We start from the raw sequence: 18,084 nt of genomic DNA, 5'->3' as shown, positions 1-18,084 counted from the left end.
GGTTCTACCGTATCGTGGACGCATGGATGTTCCAAGCCGTTCACACAGGCGCTAATGTCGGAATTATGATGGAAGAACTGATCTCCCGGGCCCTTGATGCCCGTTCCCGTGCTTACGCGCCATATTCCCGCTTTCAGGTGGGGGCGGCTTTGCGATGTGATGGTGTCGTCTATTCGGGCTGTAATGTAGAGAATGCAGCCTATCCGTTGGGAACCTGCGCAGAAGGCGGGGCCATTTCCGCAATGGTTCTTGGTGGCGGTACACGTATTGAGGAAATTGTGATTGTTGGTGGTGGCGACCAGCCGTGTACACCGTGTGGAGGGTGCCGACAGAAACTTCGTGAGTTCGGTCAGCCAGATCTGAAGGTGCATATGATTTCTACAAAAGGTGAGATTCTCTTGACTCGGACACTTGCCGAGTTGCTGCCTGACGCGTTCGGGCCGGACAATCTGGGATGAAACTCCGCTCCTGCCTGCTGGCCGGTGTTCTGGAACTTTTCGGGCTGTGTTGGGCGGCTGGTGCGTTTGCGCAAGTGCCTTCAACGCTTCCGGGTCTGGGAGACGGAGCGCGGCGGGAGTTGATAGACGTCAATCAGGCACCATGGCGGATTCTAGCGCGGGTGCAGACAGAGTTGGGCGGTCGCTGTACCGGATTTGCCGTTGCTCCGACTGTTGTGATGACAGCGGCCCATTGCCTCTGGCTACCTGCAACGCATCATTATATTCAGCCCAAGGACATTCATGTTCTGATGGGATACGCCCGTGGCGGGTACCGACAGCACGCACAGGTCAAGCGTTTCGTCATTCCAGCGGGTTATGATCCAGCGAATGAGGCGGCAACAGGCAGCAATGACCGCGCCACGCTGCTTATGGATCAGCCGGTCGCTGTTGCCTCCGATCTCCTTCCGGCTGTGGCGGTCAAAGATGGCATGAGTGCCATGCTGGTCGGGTATCCACAGGACAGAAGTGAAGTACCGTTCGGGGATGTGGAATGTAATATCAACGGCGTCACAGTGAGCGGCCTTGTGCATCACGATTGTGAGGCAACCAAAGGGGTGAGTGGCGCGCCCCTGTTGGTCCGCATATCCGACGGCTCGTGGGGAATAGGCGGTCTGGCCGTGGGGGCAGATGTCGGTCCCGGGGGGCTTGCTGCCCCTCTTGTTCGGTAGAGCCGAAAGAAGAATTTTCATAATTCTGCAAACATCCTCCAGATCGGACGTTTGAAAGCCTGGGAAACACCTTTTTGGTTTTTCCAACCAATATTTGGTCCAGGAGGGCGCTTCTTTATGTATGTCATGTCAGGGAAAGGAACGGCGTCAGTCGGGCAGTCTCACGGCATGCATGCTGGAGGCAATTATCTGACTGAGCGGAAAAATGTTCTTGTTGTCGAGGATCAGGCTCTGCTGAGATTTCTCGCCGCAGATATGCTTGAGGATGCAGGCTACAACCCGATTCTTGCTGCCACTGGCGATGAAGCGATGGATATTCTGCTGAAGGGCGAAACCGTCGATCTGGTTTTTTCTGACGTGAATATGCCCGGACGGATCAATGGCCTTGATCTGGCAGAGACTGTCGTGCAGCGCTGGCCAAATATTGGAGTTGTTCTGACATCAGGTGCGTTTCTGAAAGGGCAGAGGATCCTTCCGGAAAAAACGGCCTTTCTCCCCAAGCCGTACGAATGGGAAGACGTCTATCGCGTTCTGGAAGAATTGACGCACTGATTTTCAGGAAAAGCTGTGTGGTGCACCCGAAAGGACTTGAACCTCTAACCCCCAGATTCGTAGTCTGGTGCTCTATCCAGTTGAGCTACGGGTGCTTACACAATGTAGTCTCTCGGTAAAACCGAAAGTAAGATGGTGCACCCGAAAGGACTTGAACCTCTAACCCCCAGATTCGTAGTCTGGTGCTCTATCCAGTTGAGCTACGGGTGCGTCTTGAGGCGGGGTTTTACAGGCGGTTTCTGAACCTGACAACCCCCCTCTGAAAATAATTTCTACTTTCTTGTCATGGTGATGTGAGCGCGGCATGCGGCGGAGCCGAATGTCCCACCAATGGCTTGACCTACCGGATATCCGTTGAAAACGAGCGGGCTTGGATGGCCGCTGGTGTCCTTGCTCATAAGTTCTGCATGATAATGGTGCGTGCCGGGCTGATAGACGCCGGTCAGAACCTGCGATCCATCACCCGGTGTGAAAACAATCGTCTTTCCGCGGATTTCAAACGTGGATGTCCGTTCGGTCGGGCAGGTGCCCTGATCGGTCACGAGAGCACCAACCCAACGTCCTGTGGGGTCTTTCCCCGGGTCAGGAGCAGCGCAGGCGGCGAGAAATGCCAGTGTTGAGAAAGAAAAAAGAGCAATCGGGCGCATGTTGTGCCTGTCCTGTGATGCAGAATGGATGACGCAGACGACACAACACCTTATAGGAGAGCATCAAAAGGCACCATGAACACGGAACGCGAGGCCATCACATTGACCCAGCAGGACGCCAGCACCGTCGCGAAACTCGACGAAACGCTCCACGAAGACCGCATCCTCATTCTGGATTTCGGCAGCCAGGTAACGCAGCTTATCGCCCGCCGCGTGCGCGAGAGCGGTGTTTACTGCGAAATCTGGCCTTTCACGGCGACAGATGAAAAAATCCGCGAGTTCAATCCGCGCGGTATCATCCTGTCGGGCAGCCCTGCCAGCGTCCACGATGAGAACGCTCCTGCGATTCCGGAAATCGTGTTCTCCCTGAACCGTCCGGTTCTCGGGATCTGCTACGGTCAGCAGGCCATGTGCCAGAAGCTGGGCGGAAAGGTCGAAACGCACGAGCACCGTGAATTCGGTCGCGCTTATATCGACATCGCAGAAGACTGCGCCCTGTTCCGGGGCGTGTGGGCGCGCGGCAAGCGCGAACAGGTCTGGATGAGCCATGGCGATCGCGTCACGCAGCTTCCGCCGGGCTTCCGTGCTGTTGCCTATTCGGAAGGTGCCCCCTTCGCGATTATCGCTGATGAAGGTCGTCGCCTGTATGGCGTGCAGTTCCATCCGGAAGTCGTGCATACGCCGCATGGTGCCGCGCTAATCCGTAACTTCACGCACAATGTTGCGGGTTGCAGCGGAACATGGACGATGGCTGGCTTCCGTGAGCTGGAAATCGCCCGTATCCGCAAGCAGGTTGGTGATGGTCGCGTCATTTGCGGTCTGTCCGGCGGTGTGGACAGCTCCGTGGCTGCAAAGCTGATACACGATGCGATCGGCGACCAACTGACCTGTATTTTCGTCGATCCGGGCATCCTGCGCGCCGGCGAAGCCGACGAAGTCGTCAAGACGTTCCGTGGTCGCTTTAACATTCGTTTGGTTCATCGCGATGCCTCAGACCTGTTCCTTGGAGAACTGGCTGGCGTCAAGGACCCGGAAGTCAAGCGCAAGACGATTGGTCGTCTGTTCATCGAAGTCTTCGAAGAAGAAGCTGCAAAGCTTGGTGGCGCGCAGTTCCTTGCACAGGGCACGCTCTATCCGGACGTGATTGAAAGCGTCAGCTTCACAGGTGGGCCGTCTGTCACCATCAAATCCCATCACAACGTCGGTGGTCTTCCCGAGCGCATGAACATGCAGCTTGTCGAGCCGCTGCGGGAACTGTTCAAGGATGAAGTCCGCGAACTGGGCCGCGAACTCGGTATTCCTGAAAATATCGTTGGCCGTCATCCGTTCCCGGGGCCGGGTCTGGCGATTCGTATTCCGGGCGATATTGACCGTGAGAAGCTGGATCTGCTCCGCAAGGTCGATGCAATCTATCTGGAAGAAATCCGCAACGCTGGCCTGTATGACGCTATTTGGCAGGCCTTTGCAGTCCTGCTTCCGGTGCGTACCGTCGGCGTTATGGGCGATGGCCGGACCTACGATCAGGCCTGTGCCCTGCGCGCCGTGACCAGCACGGACGGCATGACGGCCGAAGTCTATCCGTTCGACTTCGCGTTCCTGAACCGTGTCGCTGGCCGTATCGTCAACGAAGTTCGTGGTATCAATCGCGTGACTTACGACATCACGTCCAAGCCGCCGGGAACAATCGAGTGGGAATAAGGGCCAAGCTCTAACTGGAAAAAGGCCTGCCTTGGAAAAGGGCAGGCCTTTTTTTATGGCTTAGTGGTTGCCGTGATGTTTGTGGCCGGTCAGCTCTGTTGTGAGCTGGGCGCGGGCTTCACCATCCGGGAATTTTTCGGTGTGCAGGTTGATGTAGCTCTTGCCTGCCAGAACGTCTTTCACCTGATCGGCCGTCAGGTTCAGCGTGCCAGTCATGCGCGTCTGGTAGGGACCATTGATTGGTGCAATGACGCCTGCATCTTCGCCTTCTGCTGCAGGCCCATGCAGATGGATTGCGGTGACAGGGCCTGTCAGGCCATTGTCTTCAAAGCGATAGGTGAGGGTGTTCTTGGTCGTGTCCAGCATGGCGGATGCTGATCCCTTGATCGGGGACGTTGCACCGTGTTCGCCCTTGAACGGGCCGAAAAGATGGATCGTTTCAGCCGAAGCCGGAAGAGCCGTGACAGACAGGCCAAGGGCGAGAGCAGCAGTCAGAAAACTTTTACGCATGGAATGTGATCCTTGCTGAGTTGGAGACACTGAACGCGGGCTTACGTCTCCAGTTCAGTGTTCCAGTACAGATAATCACGCCAGCTTTCATGGAGATAGTGGGGCGGGAAGGTCCTCCCGTTTTCCTGAAGGAGGCGACTGCTCGGCTGATCTGGTTTTCGGTGAGGATACATGCCGATTTCGCTGGGAAGCCGGGAACCCTTGAGGAGATTGCAGGGGCTGCAGGCTGTCACCACGTTCTGCCAGGTTGTCTTGCCACCCTTGGCGCGGGGAATGACGTGATCGAATGTCAGTTCATGCGTTGGCAATCGGTCATGGCAGTACTGACACGAAAAATTGTCCCGCAGGAACACATTAAAGCGCGTGAAAGCAGGTTTTCGGGCTGAGGGAATATAGTCCTTCAGGGCAATCACACTGGGGAGGCGCATTGTCATGCTTGGGGAATGAACGACGCCGTCTTCATATTCAGACAGAACGGAGACCCGATCGAGAAAGACAGCCTTCACGGCTTCCTGCCATGACCATAGCGAGAGCGGAAAATACGACAGCGGACGGAAATCCGCATTCAGAACAAGAGCCGGAAAATGCTGACTACTGACAGGCACCACGCGCATCCCTTTTTGAGAGGACGGCACATGCGGGAAACTTCGGCGTAGAAAACAGTAAGACAAACGCCGATAAACATGCGTCGTCGGCTTCTTTGCAACGACTATTTCAGTAAACTCCCCAGACTGCAAGAAAACCCTGATGACAGCTTGATGACGCTTCCGCCTGTAACCCGCTTTGCTCCAAGCCCGACCGGATACCTGCATCTCGGGCACGTCGTGTCCGCGCTCCATGCGCGGCAAACGGCGGGGCCGTCGGGACGCTTTCTGGTACGGATTGAGGACATTGATACGACACGCTGCACACCTGATCTGACAGAGAGTCTTCGGCAGGATCTTCAGTGGCTTGGTTTGTGGCCAACTGAACCGGTCCGTCAGCAGTCGCAGCACATCGATGCCTATAAGGCTGTTCTGGATCATCTCCGGCAGCGCAAGTTACTTTATCCCTGCGTTTGCACCCGATCCGAAATCGCCGCTGCGTTCTCAGGACACCATGCCCCCGATGGGAGCGCTGTCTATCCGGGGACGTGCAGGGCGGGCGCGTCAGAAAACGGGCGGAGTCCGGTTTGGCGGCTCGATATGGAACGGGCCCTGAATGAAATCCACGGTGTTCCGTCCTGGTATGAAGTCGGGCAGGGGCGGATTGCGGGGCGCGCTGATGAATTTGGCGATATCGTCTTGGGGCGCAGAGACACGGGTGTGTCTTACCATCTGTGCGTGACCCATGATGACGCCCTACAAGGCGTAACCTGTGTCACAAGAGGGCAGGACCTTTACGCTGCCACATCCGTTCATCGTGTGCTTCAGGCTCTGATGAAATGGCCTCAACCTGATTACAGGCACCATGCCCTTATTCTGGATGAGAAGGGAAAGAAGCTCTCCAAACGTGACGGCGCAGAAGGGGTGCGTGTCCTCCGCGCGCTGGGTTGGTCTGCACAAAATGTGATGCAGCACCCACTGGTGGTCAAAGCGCTGGGGGAGAGTTGATGGTAGCCGCTCGCCGGGAGCGGCCATAACCCTGTTATGTCTGAGATTGAAAAAGCGGCGTAGCGTTTCAAGCGGAGAGTATCCCCGCTCACGCGGGGAACACTCTTCCTGACAACATACTGATACAGAAAGAGAATTTCCATTCCTGAAAATCTACCGATTTTTACAGGCTGTTTTTCACGCGTTCACAGATCCCTGCAAACGTCAATTATTCAGGCGGATAGCTGCGCGGATAGGTGATGTCTGAAGCCGGGCCGGGGGCATGAGGAGCCCCTTTCTTTCCGCACGCGCTCAGGCCAGTGCCAAGTGCTACGAGGGTCAGGCCAACAAGCAGAAAACGTTTCATGCAGCGTCTCCAAGTTTTTCCAGCCAGGCCTGAGCCTGCTGACGCACGTTGGATGGAGCGGTTCCGCCCAGACTGGTGCGGGACGCCAGAGAAGATTCAACCGTCAGAACATCGAAAATGCCGGCGTTGATGCCCGATTCCACGGCCTGCATGTCTTCAAGAGACAGGTCCGCCAGATCACAGCCACGCTGCTCCGCCAGGCCGACGAGACGTCCCGTGACGTGATGGGCTGTCCGGAATGGAACGCGCAGTTCCCGAACCAGCCAGTCCGCCAGATCCGTCGCGGTGGAGAAGCCCATACCGGCAACTTCACGCATCCGCGTCTCATTCGGCTTCAGGTCACGGATCATCCCGTCCATGGCGGCGAGGGACAGCGTCATGGCTTCCGTCGCATCAAAGACAGGTTCCTTGTCTTCCTGCGTGTCCTTGGCATAGGCCAGCGGAAGCCCCTTCATGACCGTTAAGAGGCCGGTGAAGTTGCCCATGATGCGGCCGATCTTTGCACGGACCAACTCAGCAGCATCCGGGTTACGCTTCTGCGGCATGATGGACGAGCCGGTTGTGAATGCATCGGATAGCGTGACGAAGCCGAACGGGGCCGACGCCCACATGACGATTTCTTCCGCCAGGCGGGAGAGATGCATGGCCTGCAAGGAGAGCGCGGACAGGAACTCCAGTGCGAAGTCCCGGTCAGACACGGCATCAAGGGAGTTTGCTGTTGGGCGGTCAAAATTCAACGCCGCTGCCGTCATGGCGCGGTCGATCGGGAAGGACGTTCCAGCCAGAGCAGCAGAGCCTAGCGGGCACTCATTCAGGCGTGCGCGGGCATCGCGCAGACGACCCCGGTCACGGGACAGCATTTCGACGTAAGCCAGAAGATGATGACCGAACGTCACAGGCTGAGCGACCTGAAGATGCGTGAAGCCAGGCATCGGCGTGGCGTGATATTCAAGTGCGCGTTTTGCAAGTGCCCGCATGAGGGACGCGGTCTGCTCCTGAAGCCCGTCAATCGCATCACGAACCCACAGGCGGAAATCTGTCGCCACCTGATCGTTGCGTGAGCGTGCTGTGTGCAGGCGCTTGCCAGCTTCACCGATCCGTTCGGACAGGCGGGCCTCGATGTTCATGTGAATGTCTTCGAGGGCCGGTGAGAATTCGAAACGTCCTTCGCCGATTTCCTGCGCAATGTCACCCAGACCCTGCCGGATTTCTGCCAGTTCGGTTTCCGTCAGCAGGCCAACCTTCTGGAGCATGGCGGCATGGGCGAGAGAGCCGCGGATATCCTGGCGCCAGAGAACTTTGTCAAAGCCAATGGAGGCGTTGATTTCGCTCATGATGGCGGCCGGTCCGGAAGCAAAACGACCACCCCATTGCGGGTTGGCAGCCGTGCCTTCAAAGCTCGAGGCAGCATCGGTTTCTTTTTCGACAGGAACGTTTTTCATGATGACCGTAACAGGGTGAAACAGAAGCAGGTCGACCGGCGAACCCTTCTTTCAGGAGGCCCAAGCCTACCTGCCGTGGCCAGCCTGCGCAATTCCGCACATGCTGAAGATCGTCCAAAACCGATTGTTCCTGATGACATGTCCCAGCATAGGCGCAGACGCAGTGGCTGTTTTCCCAAAACCCCAATCTGACCCGTATCGATCCATGGACCGTAGATCGACACGATTTCCGGGCGGCGGCTGGGTGTGAGTGAACTCAGTTTCCCCGGCACATTCTGATTGATTCTCAGGGCTGTCTGCGAGCGTTTATTGAAGAGGAAATGGACTGGGGAGTCCCGGACGCGATCACGTAGTTCAGAAAAATGATTGCGGCTCTGAAAGAGTGATGGTGTTGTGGGAATGGGAACAGAAAAGAGAGTGTTTTAATGACAATCCCGATTGGACGGCGTGGATTTATCGCGGGTGTTGGCTGTGTCAGCATTGCTGCGGCCCTGTCAGGGGCAGCGTGGGCGGAACAGCAGGAAAATCTTCGGTCTGTGAAGAGCCTGAAGGCTGGTAAGGCGCAGCTTGATCCAGTCACTCTGCAGTTATCCGGTCCGTCTGGCGCAAATACAAGCCTCGAAGCTCAGCGCGGTAAGCCATTTCTTCTGCATGTGTGGGCAACCTGGTGTGGCCCTTGCAAGCAGGAACTTCCAAAGCTGGACGCTTTCATGGCGTCCCTTGGAACGGACTGTCCGATCATCCCTGTCGCCGTTGCCAGCGCAACACCTGAAAAGGTTGTAGCCTTTCTGGATGCGGCGGGTCTGAAGCATATTCCCGCGTGGACTGTGGACAAAGCAGCCTACAAAGCATGGCTCAAGACATCCGATGTTGCCATTCCTGTGACGTATCTGATCGATGGATCAGGCCGTCTCCGAGCCTCGGCCGAGGGCGGAGTCAACTGGTCTGCACCGGATGCTGCCCAGCAGCTTCACGATATTCTTGCTGAACTCTGAAATTTTATTCCACTGACGATATCAGGATCTGACGGATGGCTTTTTCATTGACCCGTCGCGCGGCGCTCACCGGGGCTGCAGGACTTCTTGCGACATCCCGTGCATTCAGTGCGTCTGCTGAAGACAAGGGTATTCCTTTCGTCCCGAACTCTTTTGGTGTTCTCGCCAAGCCGCGTGTTCTGCCAGCCCTGTCTGTCAAGAACGAGCAGGATCAGGACGTTCCTCTGTCACACTGGTTCGGCAAACCCTTCGTGCTGCATTTCTGGGCAACATGGTGCCCGCCCTGCATCCGTGAACTGCCGTCCGTGAATGCGACAGCCAAGGCGCTGGGTGCAGACGGGCCGCAGATCGTGACAGTGGCTGTGCGTGGAAGCACCATCCCCAAGGTCCGTGCTTTCTATGACGCCCATCAGATTGATGCGCTGCCTCTGCTTGTGGATCCGATGTCTTCCGTCATGATGGAAACGGCGGATCAGGACGCTCTGGTGGCGTCTGTCAAACAGGTTCGGCCGGCGGATCTCAAGGATCTGACACCAAGCGTCATGTCTCTGCATGGTGTGCCACGCTCCCTGCTGCTGAACGCCAGGGGAGAGGTCGTGGCCGAAGCAATCGGGAATATGGACTGGTCTGCGGATGCAGTCCGCCATACTCTGTCCGCTCTCGCAGGTTAACAACACTAAAGAGCCAATGTCCCTTCCTCTGCTGGGTGCCGATGATCCGGCACCATTCCTCCTGTTTCCCGAAACGCGGCCCTCGCCATTCGTTCTGGTCAGTGACCATGCAGGCAAAGCCGTTCCCCGAACGCTTGGATTTCTGGGGGTGCAAGAGGCGGAATGGCAGAGGCATATCGCCTGGGATATTGGCATTCTCGGGGTCGGACGGGCTTTGCATGAGAGGCTGGGCTCAACTCTGATCGAGCAGGTCTATTCCCGTCTCGTAATCGATTGTAACCGTGCGCCGGGCCATCCGACGTCCATGCCGCATGTCAGTGACGGAACGCCTGTTCCGGGCAACAGTGCCGCTCCGCTTCAGTGTCGTGCCCGACGCGAACGCGAAATCTTGCACCCCTATCATGATGCGATCGCTGAAGCACTGCTGGAGCGGGAAGGGCGCCCAACGGCTCTTATTGCCCTGCACAGCTTCACGCCGGAAATGGCAGGTGTAAAGCGGCCATGGCAGATCGGAATCCTGCATCATAAAGATAGTCGTCTGGCGCAGGTGATGATCGAAATGCTTCGTGCAGAGGGAGACCTCTGTGTGGGCGACAATGAACCTTATGTCCTGACGGACAGCAACGAATACACCGTCCCTCGGCACGCAGAAGCGAACGGCCTGCCGTATCTGGAAATTGAACTCCGGCAGGATCTTATCGCTGATGAGGCGGGGCAACAGGAATGGGCAGCGCGCCTTGCGCGGCTTCTGCCTCAGGTCTGGGAGAAACTGGCTGCATGATTGACGGACATACCAAACTTGCTGGCGTCATGGGCTGGCCAGTCGAGCATTCACGCTCCCCGCTGCTGCACAATCACTGGTGTCGTGTGCATGGCGTCAATGGCGCTTATGTCCCGCTGCCAACGCGTCCCGAGCATTTTAATGCTGCCCTGAAAGGTCTGGCTGCTGCTGGATTTCAGGGCGTCAATGTCACGATTCCGCACAAGGAAGCGGCCATGCGCGCCTGTGACCGCCTGACGGATACGGCCAGGCGGGCGGGGGCGGTGAACACCGTTCGTTTCGAAAATGGCCAGATCATCGGCGATTGCACGGACGGAACGGGCTTCTGCGACAATCTGACGGCTCATGACGTCACATTGTCAGGCCGTGCACTGATTCTTGGTGCAGGGGGAGCCGCCCGCGCAGTTGCTGCGGCGCTTCTGGATCGTGGATGCGAGGTTATCGTGGCAAACCGCACAATGGAACGGGCCGAAGCCATGGTTGCAGCCCTGAAGGGCGGGGAAGCGGTGGAATGGTATGACTGGCCCAATCTGCTGTCGGGCTGTTCCCTTTTGGTCAACGCAACGTCCCTTGGCATGAACGGCAAAGCGGATATCGACTGGAAACCGCTACTGCGTCAGGCAGGGGCCAATCTGTGCGTGACGGATATTGTTTATACCCCACGCGATACCCCACTGTTGATAGCCGCCCAGAAGGAAGGTCTGCGCACGGTTGATGGGTTGGGAATGCTCATCCATCAGGCACGGGCCGGTTTCCGTTCCTGGTTCGGTGTTGACCCGGAAGCAGATGAGGCGACGTTCAATCTTTTGGCTGCCAGCCTGCGCTGACTCATGAAAATCATTGGCCTCACGGGCGGGATGGCAGCGGGGAAGAGTACGGTTGCCACCCTGTTCCGCCGGGCTGGTGTGCCGGTTTTTGACGCCGATGCGACCGTGCGCGCGCTACAGGCGCTGGGCGGGAGGGCTCTCCCCGAAATTGCACGCCTTTTTCCCGGTACCGTCACGGATGGGCAGCTTGATCGCCATGCCCTGCGTCAGGCGGTTGTTGGCGATAAACTGGCGCTGAAACGGCTGGAATCCGTTATGCACCCGCTGGTTCGCGCTGAACGAGCGCGGTTCCTGCGGCAATGCCGGACGCGCAAAGAGCCGTTCTGCGTTCTGGATATTCCGCTTTTGATGGAAATTGGGGAGGACCGGAACTGTGATGTTGTCGTGGTAGTGCAGGCCCCCATGACGACGCGTCTGAGTCGCATTCGACAGCGCGGACGCGGGCAAGCTCGAATGACCGAGGAGCAGGCCCGGTCCCTGCTTGCCCGACAGATGCCAGACCATGAACGCAGACGCCGGGCGCACATCGTGATACGAACCGGCCTTTCCCGTGGATCTGCTGCCCGGCAGGTTCGCGCTCTTCTGCACCGTCTGCGCGAGGCCCCATGAAACGCTCGATCCTGTTCGATACGGAAACTACAGGCTTTGACCCGGAGCAGGGCGATCGCATCATCGAAATTGCGGCTATCGAACTGATCGATGACCTGCCGACCACCAATTATTACCACGTTATGGTGCATCCCGAGCGCGACATTCCGGCCGAAGCGACGAAAGTGCATGGTTTTCGGATCGAGGATTTGGAGGGCGCGCCAAAATTTGCCGAAATCGCGGATGGGTTTCTGGAATTCATCGCGGATTCTCCGATGATTGCCCATAACGCACGCTTCGACTTCAAATTCGTGAATGCCGAACTTGAGAAGTGTGGCCGCCCCCCGTTGGACTATGCCAGTCGGGCGGTCGATACCGTGGAAATGGCGCGCAAGAAGTATCCGGGTATGCCCGCCAGCCTTGATGCGCTGTGCCGTCGCTTCAACATCGACCTGTCCCAGCGTGGAACCCATAACGCGCTGCTGGACTGTAAACTTCTGGCCGAAGTGTATGTCGAACTGATGGGTGGCCGTCAGCGCGGGCTTGGGCTTGCCGGCCCATCGCGCAACAAGAATCTCGCAGGGGCAGAAGACTTTCTGGCCAATCGTACACCCCGGAAAATGGCACCTCCCAGTGCGGAAGAACTGGCCGCCCATGCGGCTTTCGTAGACGGCCTCAAGGAGCCGGTGTGGCGTCGCGACTAATGAAAATTCTGTTCATTACGTCCAACCGGCTGGGCGATGCTGTTATTTCGACAGGGGTTCTGGGAGCATTGCAGGCGCGTTATCCTGCCGCGCTTTTCACCGTTGTCTGCGGCCCGGTTGCGACGGGGGTGTTCGAGCCTGATCCCCGGTGTGAGCGCGTCATCACACTGGAAAAGCGCCGGCATGATCGCCACTGGCTGGATCTCTGGCAGCAATGCGTGAGAACCCGATGGTTTATGGTGGTTGATCTTCGTGGCTCGCTGCTGAGTCTTACGTTGCGAACGCGCCGTCGCGTGATTGTTCGGGGTGGGCGTCGGGACGGACGCAAGGTCGAGCAACTTGGTCAGGCACTGGGACGCCGGCAGACGCCTATGCCGCGTGTCTGTGTGTACGACCATCAGGAGGCAATGGCGCGTACGCTTCTCCCAAGCGGACAATGGCTCGCTCTGGGGCCAACTGCAAACTGGGATGGCAAGATCTGGCCGCCGGAACGGTTTGTTGCTTTGGCTGAAGGTCTGCGTGCGCAGGGACTACGGGCAGTAGTTTTTTATGGGCCGGGAGAGGCGGAAAAAGAACGTGCACGGCCGGTTCTGGAGGCACTGCCGGATGCACTCGACCTTGGTGGAAATCGGGAGCTTGGCGAAGTTGCAGCGTTGCTGCGGCGGTGCGCGCTCTTTATTGGAAATGACTCTGGATTAATGCATCTCGCAGCAGCAGCGGGAACACCCACGCTTGGCCTGTTCGGGCCGTCCCGTATGTCAGAATATGCGCCATCTGGAGAAAACGCTTTTGCTCTTGCGGCTCCGGGACCAGATGGAGAGGCGCCTCTGACGGGTCTTTCTGCTTCGAAAGTCCTTGAAGTTGCGCGAGCGATTTTGGATGGAAAAGCCGAAGCCTTCCGAACCTGACGCTTGAAGCGTCGCGCTGCATGGCCGATAGAGAGGGCATGAGCGTTTCTTCTCAGCTGCCTGCGGCACCGTCTTCTCCTTCGGGGCGAAAAGCCAGAGTGGCGCATGTTATGGCCGGGTCTGCGCGAGGGGGCGCGGAACTGTTCTTCGAGCGTCTCTCCATGGCCCAGACGGCTGATCTGCGGCCCGTTCGGGCGTTGATCCGGCACGATGCCGGGCGTGAAGCACGCCTGCGGGCCGCCAATGTGGAGACGCAGACGTTCCGTTTTGGCGGAATGCTGGATGTGGGCACAAAGCCGCGTCTTCAGAAAAGTTTACGCGAGTTTCAGCCGGATGTGGTCGTCGCCTGGATGAGTCGTGCGGCTCGGAAACTGCCGTCAGGGCCGTGGCGGACGGCAGGGCGTCTTGGCGGATATTATGATTTGTCCAATTACCGGAACTGCGAGCACCTGATCGGCAATACGCGTGGGCTCGCGGATTGGATGAAGGCTCAGGGCTGGCCCGTAGACCGCGTTCATTACGTTCCAAATTTTGCGACCGATTTTTCTCTTGTTCCCGCTGTCCGTCCGGAGTTTCTGCCTTCAGACGTGCCTTTTGTACTGGCTCTTGGGCGGTTGCATGAAAACAAGGCCTTTGACGTTCTGATCCGGACCATGACGCATCTTCCGGGCGTGCATCTTGTGATTGGGGGGGAGGGGCCGGAACGCTCCGCACTCGAAGATCTTATTCGCAAAGAAGGGCTTTCGGACCGTGTTCATCTGCCGGGATGGGTGGCGGAAAGTGGCCCATGGCTGAGAGCCTGTGACGTCATGGTCTGTCCGTCCCGGATCGAGCCGCTTGGAAATGTGGTGATCGAGGGGCTGTCTGCTGGTGTTCCAGTCGTCGGAAGTGCCATTCAGGGGCCGCAAGAAATTCTTGTGGGAACAGAAGATGGTCTTCTTGCTCCTGTTGAAGACGCCGACGCTTTTGCCAGTCAGATTGGAGCCATTCTGGAGGATGCAGCGCTGGCAGGACGTTTGCGGCAGAACGGTCGTGCCCGGTTCGAGCGCGAGTTTGCCGAGAGTGTTGTCATGGCCAAGTGGTCCGAGTTTCTGGACGGAGGATTGTCCTGATGTGCGGGATTGCCGGACTGTCCTGCCTTCCGGGTCATACGCCGGATCAAGCTGCGCTGGAGCGCATGTCCGCGGCTATTTTCCATCGCGGGCCAGACGGTGAGGGACGTCTCGATTTCGCAGGAGCAGCACTCAGGCACCGGCGACTGTCTATCGTCGATATTGCAGGAGGGACGCAGCCTTTTCGCGTAGGGCATGCAGCCCTGATCGCTAATGGCGAGATCTATAATGATCCCGATATTCGTGCGAGTTTTCCAGCCAATTATTTCAAGACTGGTAGTGATTGCGAGCCGCCGCTCTCTCTCTGGCTGAGGGACGGCACGGGCTATACGCATGATCTTCGCGGCATGTATGCGATTGCAGCGGTGGAAAATGAGCAAGGCCAGCATGAAATGGTGCTGTCCCGTGATCCATTCGGAATCAAACCGCTCTACATCGCGGAGTATGAAGGCGGCATAGCGTTTGCCTCTGAGGCACAGGCGCTTCTGGCCGGAGGTTTCGGTATTCGTCGCGCAAGAGCAAAATCGCGGGATGAACTGCTGCAACTCCAGTTTACGACGGGCCAGAAAACGATCTTTCCGGGCATCCGGCGCCTGCTTCCAGGCGAGACCCTGCGCATCGTAGACGGTCGCATCGTGGAGTCCCGTCGCAGGCATGTTCTCAAGGAAGCCACAACGTCAGTTCCGGCCGATCTGACGGACGATCAGGCTCTCCGTCGATTAGATACTGCCCTGCTGGATAGCGTTCACGCTCATCTACGGGCTGATGTACCCCTCGGATTGTTTCTCTCGGGCGGGATAGACAGCTCCACGATCCTTGCCGCCGCCCATAAGCTGGGTCTGCCTCATCCCAAAACCTGGACCGCCCGTTTTGATAGCGGAAAGGCGGATGAAGCCAATGATGCTGCGGCTCTGGCGGCTTCTGTTGGAGCCGATCACCATGTTCTGACCGTTACGGAAGCCATGGTCTGGGAGCATCTCCCGGCCATCGTGGCCTGTATGGATGACCCGGCTGCAGATTACGCCATCATTCCAACCTGGTTCCTCGCACGGGAGGCTCGCAAGGACGTCACGGTGATCCTGAGCGGAGAGGGCGGGGACGAGTTATTCGCTGGATATGGCCGTTATCGCCGTGCACTGAAACCGTGGTGGCGAGGCGGAAGAGCGCCCTGGCGCTCGGGAACGTTTGGCCGCAGCCTTCCGGGGCGCGGACGGCAGTGGCGGTCCGGGCTGGCAGCCATGGAATTGTCACAGAGTCTGACGGGGCTTCCTGCTGTGCAGGCACTCGATATTGCCGAATGGTTGCCGAACGATCTTCTGCTCAAGCTGGATCGTTGCCTGATGGCGCATTCTGCTGAAGGCCGTACACCTTTGCTCGACCCGGTTGTGACTGAGGCTGTCTGGTCCTTGCCTGATCGGTTCAAAGTCCGTGATGGGTATGGCAAATGGCTTCTGCGACGCTGGCTTCAGGAGGCTTTGCCCCAGGCTCGGCCGTTTGCACCCAAACAGGGCTTCACCGTTCCTGTCGGGCCTTGGATTGAGGGGCAGTCAAAACGACTGGCTCCGCTCGTAGCGCAGCATGCCTGCATTCAGGCCATTATGCCTGCGCATCGGGTCGAACGTCTTTTCTCCACAGCAACGCAGCGCGGACATGCCCGACAAACCTGGACGCTGCTGTTCTATGCGCTGTGGCACCGTCATCATATCGAAAACATCCCAGTGGATGGGGATGTTTTCGAAACGCTCTCCCGCGTTAACTGAACGCGGCTTTCACCAGACTCAATGAGGACAGACCATGCATTACGATCTGATTATCCGGAATGGCCGCTGTGTATTTCCATGGGGTGAGGCCGAGGCTGATCTGGGTGTTCGGGATGGTCGCATCGCTTCTCTGTCCGTTTCGAAAGACGATGACGCCGACCGTGTGATTGACGCGACCGGGCTGCATGTTCTGCCCGGCCTGATCGACAGCCATGTGCATCTGCGCGATCCGGGAAATGCGGCTGTTGAAACGCTGGAAACCGGAACACGCGCTGCCGCCCTTGGGGGTGTGACGACCGTGTTCGATATGCCCAACACGTCCCCAAGTGTCACCGATAAGGCGATGTTGGACTGGAAGCGCGAGCATATCAGCAACGTCGCCCATGTGGACGTCGGTATGTATATCGGTGCGACCCGTGAGAACACGCCGGACCTTGCGATGCTGGAGCAGCAGCCGGGCGTCTGCGCAATCAAGGTCTTTGCGGGATCTTCAACCGGCAATCTGATGATTGAAGACGATGAGGGCATCGAAGCGGTCATGCGCTCCGGTCATCGTCGTGTCTGCTTCCATTCTGAAGATGAATACCGTCTTCAGGAACGCAAGCCCATGTTCCATGAAGGGCAGCCCTACGCCACACATAGCATCTGGCGGGATGTGGAATGCGCATTTCTCGGTACCCGCCGGATTATGGCGATTGCCCGCAAGACAGGTCGCCCGGCCCATATTCTTCATACGTCCACGGCGGAAGAACTGGAGTATCTGGCAGGTTTCCGGGATGTTTCAACTGTTGAAGTTCTGGTCAACCATCTCACGCAGGTCGGCCCGGACTGCTACGAAAAGCTAGGTGGTCTCGCCGTCATGAATCCGCCTCTGCGCGATCAGTATCATTACGAAGCAAGCTGGAAAGCCATTCAGGATGGCCGCGTGGACGTCGTCTCGTCCGACCATGCGCCGCATCCGCTTGAGGCCAAGAAACGTCCGTGGCCGAACTGCCCCGCAGGTCTGACGGGCGTTCAGACGATCGTGCCGGTCATGCTGGATCATGTGAATGCGGGTCGCCTGAGTCTGTCCCGCCTTGTCGATCTGATGGCTGCTGGTCCGGCGCGCGTTTACGGACTTCAGACAAAGGGACGGATGGCTGTCGGTTTCGACGCGGATTTCACGCTAGTAGATATGAAGGCGCAGCGCGAAATCAAGAATGACTGGATCGCGTCTCCGGCCGGCTGGACGCCTTTTGACGGCACGCAGGTGACGGGTTGGCCGATGGCAACCATCGTGCGCGGAACAGTCGTCATGCAGGACGATGAAGTAATTGGAAACGCAACAGGACGTTTTGCCAAATTTGCGCCTTGATCGGGGCGTAGGGCGCGCGACGCTTCGACCAAGAAAGGGAGCTTTATGATTCGTCCCGTTGCCGCGTTGTGCGGCCTGTCTCTTCTGTCCGTGCTTGCTGCTGGAACAGCTACGGCTGCCGACTCCGGCTGGAGTGCGCCCAAATGTGGTGCCGAGCCGACGGCACCCACGGTCAAGGCCGGGACGGTCGCCCAGTACAACGAGAGCGTGGACCGCGTAACAGCTTACGAAAAAGAGGCCCGGGCCTATAACGCCTGTGTCTCAGGGCAGGCCAATCGCGAAGAAACTGCCATCAGTCAGGAGGCCAGCGCTAGGATTTCGCACATCCATACGGCAAGTGCGGCTGTGCAGTCCCGCATTGCCGGGTCATTCCAGAAGCTGTCCACCGAACTGACGGCTGCTGGCCGTAAGCTCGGGCACCACTAAAAA

21 protein-coding genes and 2 tRNA genes are annotated in these 18,084 nt (G+C 57.9%); 16 read left to right on the top strand and 7 right to left on the bottom strand.

What is annotated here, in order from left to right:
- Positions 1-65: 65 nt before the first annotated feature.
- The 3 genes from AC3B6F_RS01105 (at position 66) to AC3B6F_RS01095 (ending at position 1,720) form a co-directional block, all read left to right on the top strand.
- A complete protein-coding gene (locus tag AC3B6F_RS01105; protein ID WP_026017513.1) occupies positions 66-458 on the top strand; it encodes a cytidine deaminase in 393 nt (130 codons plus the stop codon).
- Complete coding sequence (locus AC3B6F_RS01100; protein ID WP_489823090.1) at positions 455-1,168, top strand: trypsin-like serine peptidase; 714 nt, start codon at positions 455-457, stop codon at positions 1,166-1,168. The genes AC3B6F_RS01105 and AC3B6F_RS01100 overlap by 4 nt, the downstream gene beginning before the upstream one ends.
- Before the next feature lie 117 nt (positions 1,169-1,285).
- Positions 1,286-1,720: a response regulator gene (locus AC3B6F_RS01095; protein ID WP_010502898.1), complete on the top strand. Its 435-nt coding sequence runs from the start codon at positions 1,286-1,288 to the stop codon at positions 1,718-1,720.
- An 18-nt stretch (positions 1,721-1,738) separates the two neighbouring features.
- Here the strand turns inward: AC3B6F_RS01095 and AC3B6F_RS01090 are convergent.
- The 3 genes from AC3B6F_RS01090 to AC3B6F_RS01080 all read right to left on the bottom strand — a co-directional run bounded on the left by AC3B6F_RS01090 (position 1,739) and on the right by AC3B6F_RS01080 (position 2,367).
- Positions 1,739-1,815, bottom strand: a tRNA-Arg gene (locus AC3B6F_RS01090).
- Between the two features lie 38 nt (positions 1,816-1,853).
- Positions 1,854-1,930, bottom strand: a tRNA-Arg gene (locus AC3B6F_RS01085).
- 62 nt (positions 1,931-1,992) lie between these two features.
- Positions 1,993-2,367 carry a hypothetical protein gene (locus tag AC3B6F_RS01080; RefSeq protein ID WP_489823088.1) on the bottom strand — a complete coding sequence of 125 codons (375 nt, stop codon included), beginning with the start codon at positions 2,365-2,367 and terminating at the stop codon, positions 1,993-1,995.
- A 75-nt stretch (positions 2,368-2,442) separates the two neighbouring features.
- On the opposite strand from AC3B6F_RS01080, the gene guaA reads away from it, so the two are divergent.
- Complete coding sequence (guaA, locus tag AC3B6F_RS01075; protein WP_282857786.1) at positions 2,443-4,065, top strand: glutamine-hydrolyzing GMP synthase; 1,623 nt, start codon at positions 2,443-2,445, stop codon at positions 4,063-4,065.
- A gap of 60 nt (positions 4,066-4,125) precedes the next feature.
- Here guaA and AC3B6F_RS01070 read toward each other — a convergent pair whose 3' ends face one another.
- On the bottom strand, positions 4,126-4,575 hold the full coding sequence (locus AC3B6F_RS01070) for a CHRD domain-containing protein (protein ID WP_061931686.1): 450 nt from the start codon (positions 4,573-4,575) through the stop codon (positions 4,126-4,128).
- Between the two features lie 41 nt (positions 4,576-4,616).
- Complete coding sequence (locus tag AC3B6F_RS01065) at positions 4,617-5,189, bottom strand: HNH endonuclease (protein WP_010502360.1); 573 nt, start codon at positions 5,187-5,189, stop codon at positions 4,617-4,619.
- 144 nt (positions 5,190-5,333) lie between these two features.
- Here AC3B6F_RS01065 and gluQRS point away from each other — a divergent pair, with 144 nt between their 5' ends.
- On the top strand, positions 5,334-6,167 hold the full coding sequence (gene gluQRS / locus AC3B6F_RS01060; protein ID WP_489823085.1) for a tRNA glutamyl-Q(34) synthetase GluQRS: 834 nt from the start codon (positions 5,334-5,336) through the stop codon (positions 6,165-6,167).
- Positions 6,168-6,375: 208 nt separating this feature from the next.
- Here the strand turns inward: gluQRS and AC3B6F_RS01055 are convergent, their stop codons facing one another.
- Both AC3B6F_RS01055 and argH read right to left on the bottom strand, forming a co-directional pair.
- Positions 6,376-6,513: a hypothetical protein gene (locus AC3B6F_RS01055; protein WP_023945348.1), complete on the bottom strand. Its 138-nt coding sequence runs from the start codon at positions 6,511-6,513 to the stop codon at positions 6,376-6,378.
- Complete coding sequence (gene argH, locus AC3B6F_RS01050; RefSeq protein WP_489823082.1) at positions 6,510-7,955, bottom strand: argininosuccinate lyase; 1,446 nt, start codon at positions 7,953-7,955, stop codon at positions 6,510-6,512. Before argH ends, AC3B6F_RS01055 begins: the two co-directional genes overlap by 4 nt.
- 425 nt (positions 7,956-8,380) lie before the next feature.
- On the opposite strand from argH, the gene AC3B6F_RS01045 reads away from it, so the two are divergent.
- From AC3B6F_RS01045 to AC3B6F_RS00995, 11 genes are read left to right on the top strand one after another with little or no spacing between them, the layout of a single operon-like run.
- Positions 8,381-8,950: a TlpA family protein disulfide reductase gene (locus tag AC3B6F_RS01045; protein WP_489823080.1), complete on the top strand. Its 570-nt coding sequence runs from the start codon at positions 8,381-8,383 to the stop codon at positions 8,948-8,950.
- A 35-nt stretch (positions 8,951-8,985) separates the two neighbouring features.
- Positions 8,986-9,621, top strand: coding sequence for a TlpA disulfide reductase family protein (locus AC3B6F_RS01040; RefSeq protein WP_489823078.1), 636 nt, complete (start codon positions 8,986-8,988; stop codon positions 9,619-9,621).
- Positions 9,622-9,637: 16 nt separating this feature from the next.
- The gene (locus AC3B6F_RS01035) at positions 9,638-10,402 is read left to right on the top strand and encodes an N-formylglutamate amidohydrolase (RefSeq protein ID WP_489823076.1); all 765 of its coding nucleotides are present in this window, start codon (positions 9,638-9,640) and stop codon (positions 10,400-10,402) included.
- Complete coding sequence (locus tag AC3B6F_RS01030; RefSeq protein WP_211567353.1) at positions 10,399-11,229, top strand: shikimate dehydrogenase; 831 nt, start codon at positions 10,399-10,401, stop codon at positions 11,227-11,229. Before AC3B6F_RS01035 ends, AC3B6F_RS01030 begins: the two co-directional genes overlap by 4 nt.
- A gap of 3 nt (positions 11,230-11,232) precedes the next feature.
- Entirely contained in the window at positions 11,233-11,838 is a 606-nt protein-coding gene (gene coaE, locus AC3B6F_RS01025; RefSeq protein ID WP_489823074.1) for a dephospho-CoA kinase, read from the top strand.
- Positions 11,835-12,521, top strand: a complete 687-nt coding sequence (gene dnaQ, locus AC3B6F_RS01020; RefSeq protein WP_489823072.1) for a DNA polymerase III subunit epsilon — start codon at positions 11,835-11,837, stop codon at positions 12,519-12,521. The genes coaE and dnaQ overlap by 4 nt, the downstream gene beginning before the upstream one ends.
- Entirely contained in the window at positions 12,521-13,429 is a 909-nt protein-coding gene (locus tag AC3B6F_RS01015) for a glycosyltransferase family 9 protein (RefSeq protein ID WP_489823070.1), read from the top strand. Before dnaQ ends, AC3B6F_RS01015 begins: the two co-directional genes overlap by 1 nt.
- Before the next feature lie 38 nt (positions 13,430-13,467).
- Positions 13,468-14,541 carry a glycosyltransferase gene (locus AC3B6F_RS01010; protein WP_489823068.1) on the top strand — a complete coding sequence of 358 codons (1,074 nt, stop codon included), beginning with the start codon at positions 13,468-13,470 and terminating at the stop codon, positions 14,539-14,541.
- Positions 14,541-16,301, top strand: coding sequence for an asparagine synthase (glutamine-hydrolyzing) (gene asnB, locus AC3B6F_RS01005; protein ID WP_489823066.1), 1,761 nt, complete (start codon positions 14,541-14,543; stop codon positions 16,299-16,301). Before AC3B6F_RS01010 ends, asnB begins: the two co-directional genes overlap by 1 nt.
- A gap of 34 nt (positions 16,302-16,335) precedes the next feature.
- Positions 16,336-17,655: a dihydroorotase gene (locus AC3B6F_RS01000; RefSeq protein WP_489823065.1), complete on the top strand. Its 1,320-nt coding sequence runs from the start codon at positions 16,336-16,338 to the stop codon at positions 17,653-17,655.
- Between the two features lie 45 nt (positions 17,656-17,700).
- Complete coding sequence (locus AC3B6F_RS00995; RefSeq protein WP_010502385.1) at positions 17,701-18,081, top strand: hypothetical protein; 381 nt, start codon at positions 17,701-17,703, stop codon at positions 18,079-18,081.
- The last annotated feature ends 3 nt before the right edge of the window (positions 18,082-18,084 follow it).

This window comes from Gluconobacter sp. ESL1110, from assembly GCF_058107395.1.
Note: the sequence above shows the minus strand (reverse complement) of the source record. Positions and strands in the feature narration are given on the sequence as shown.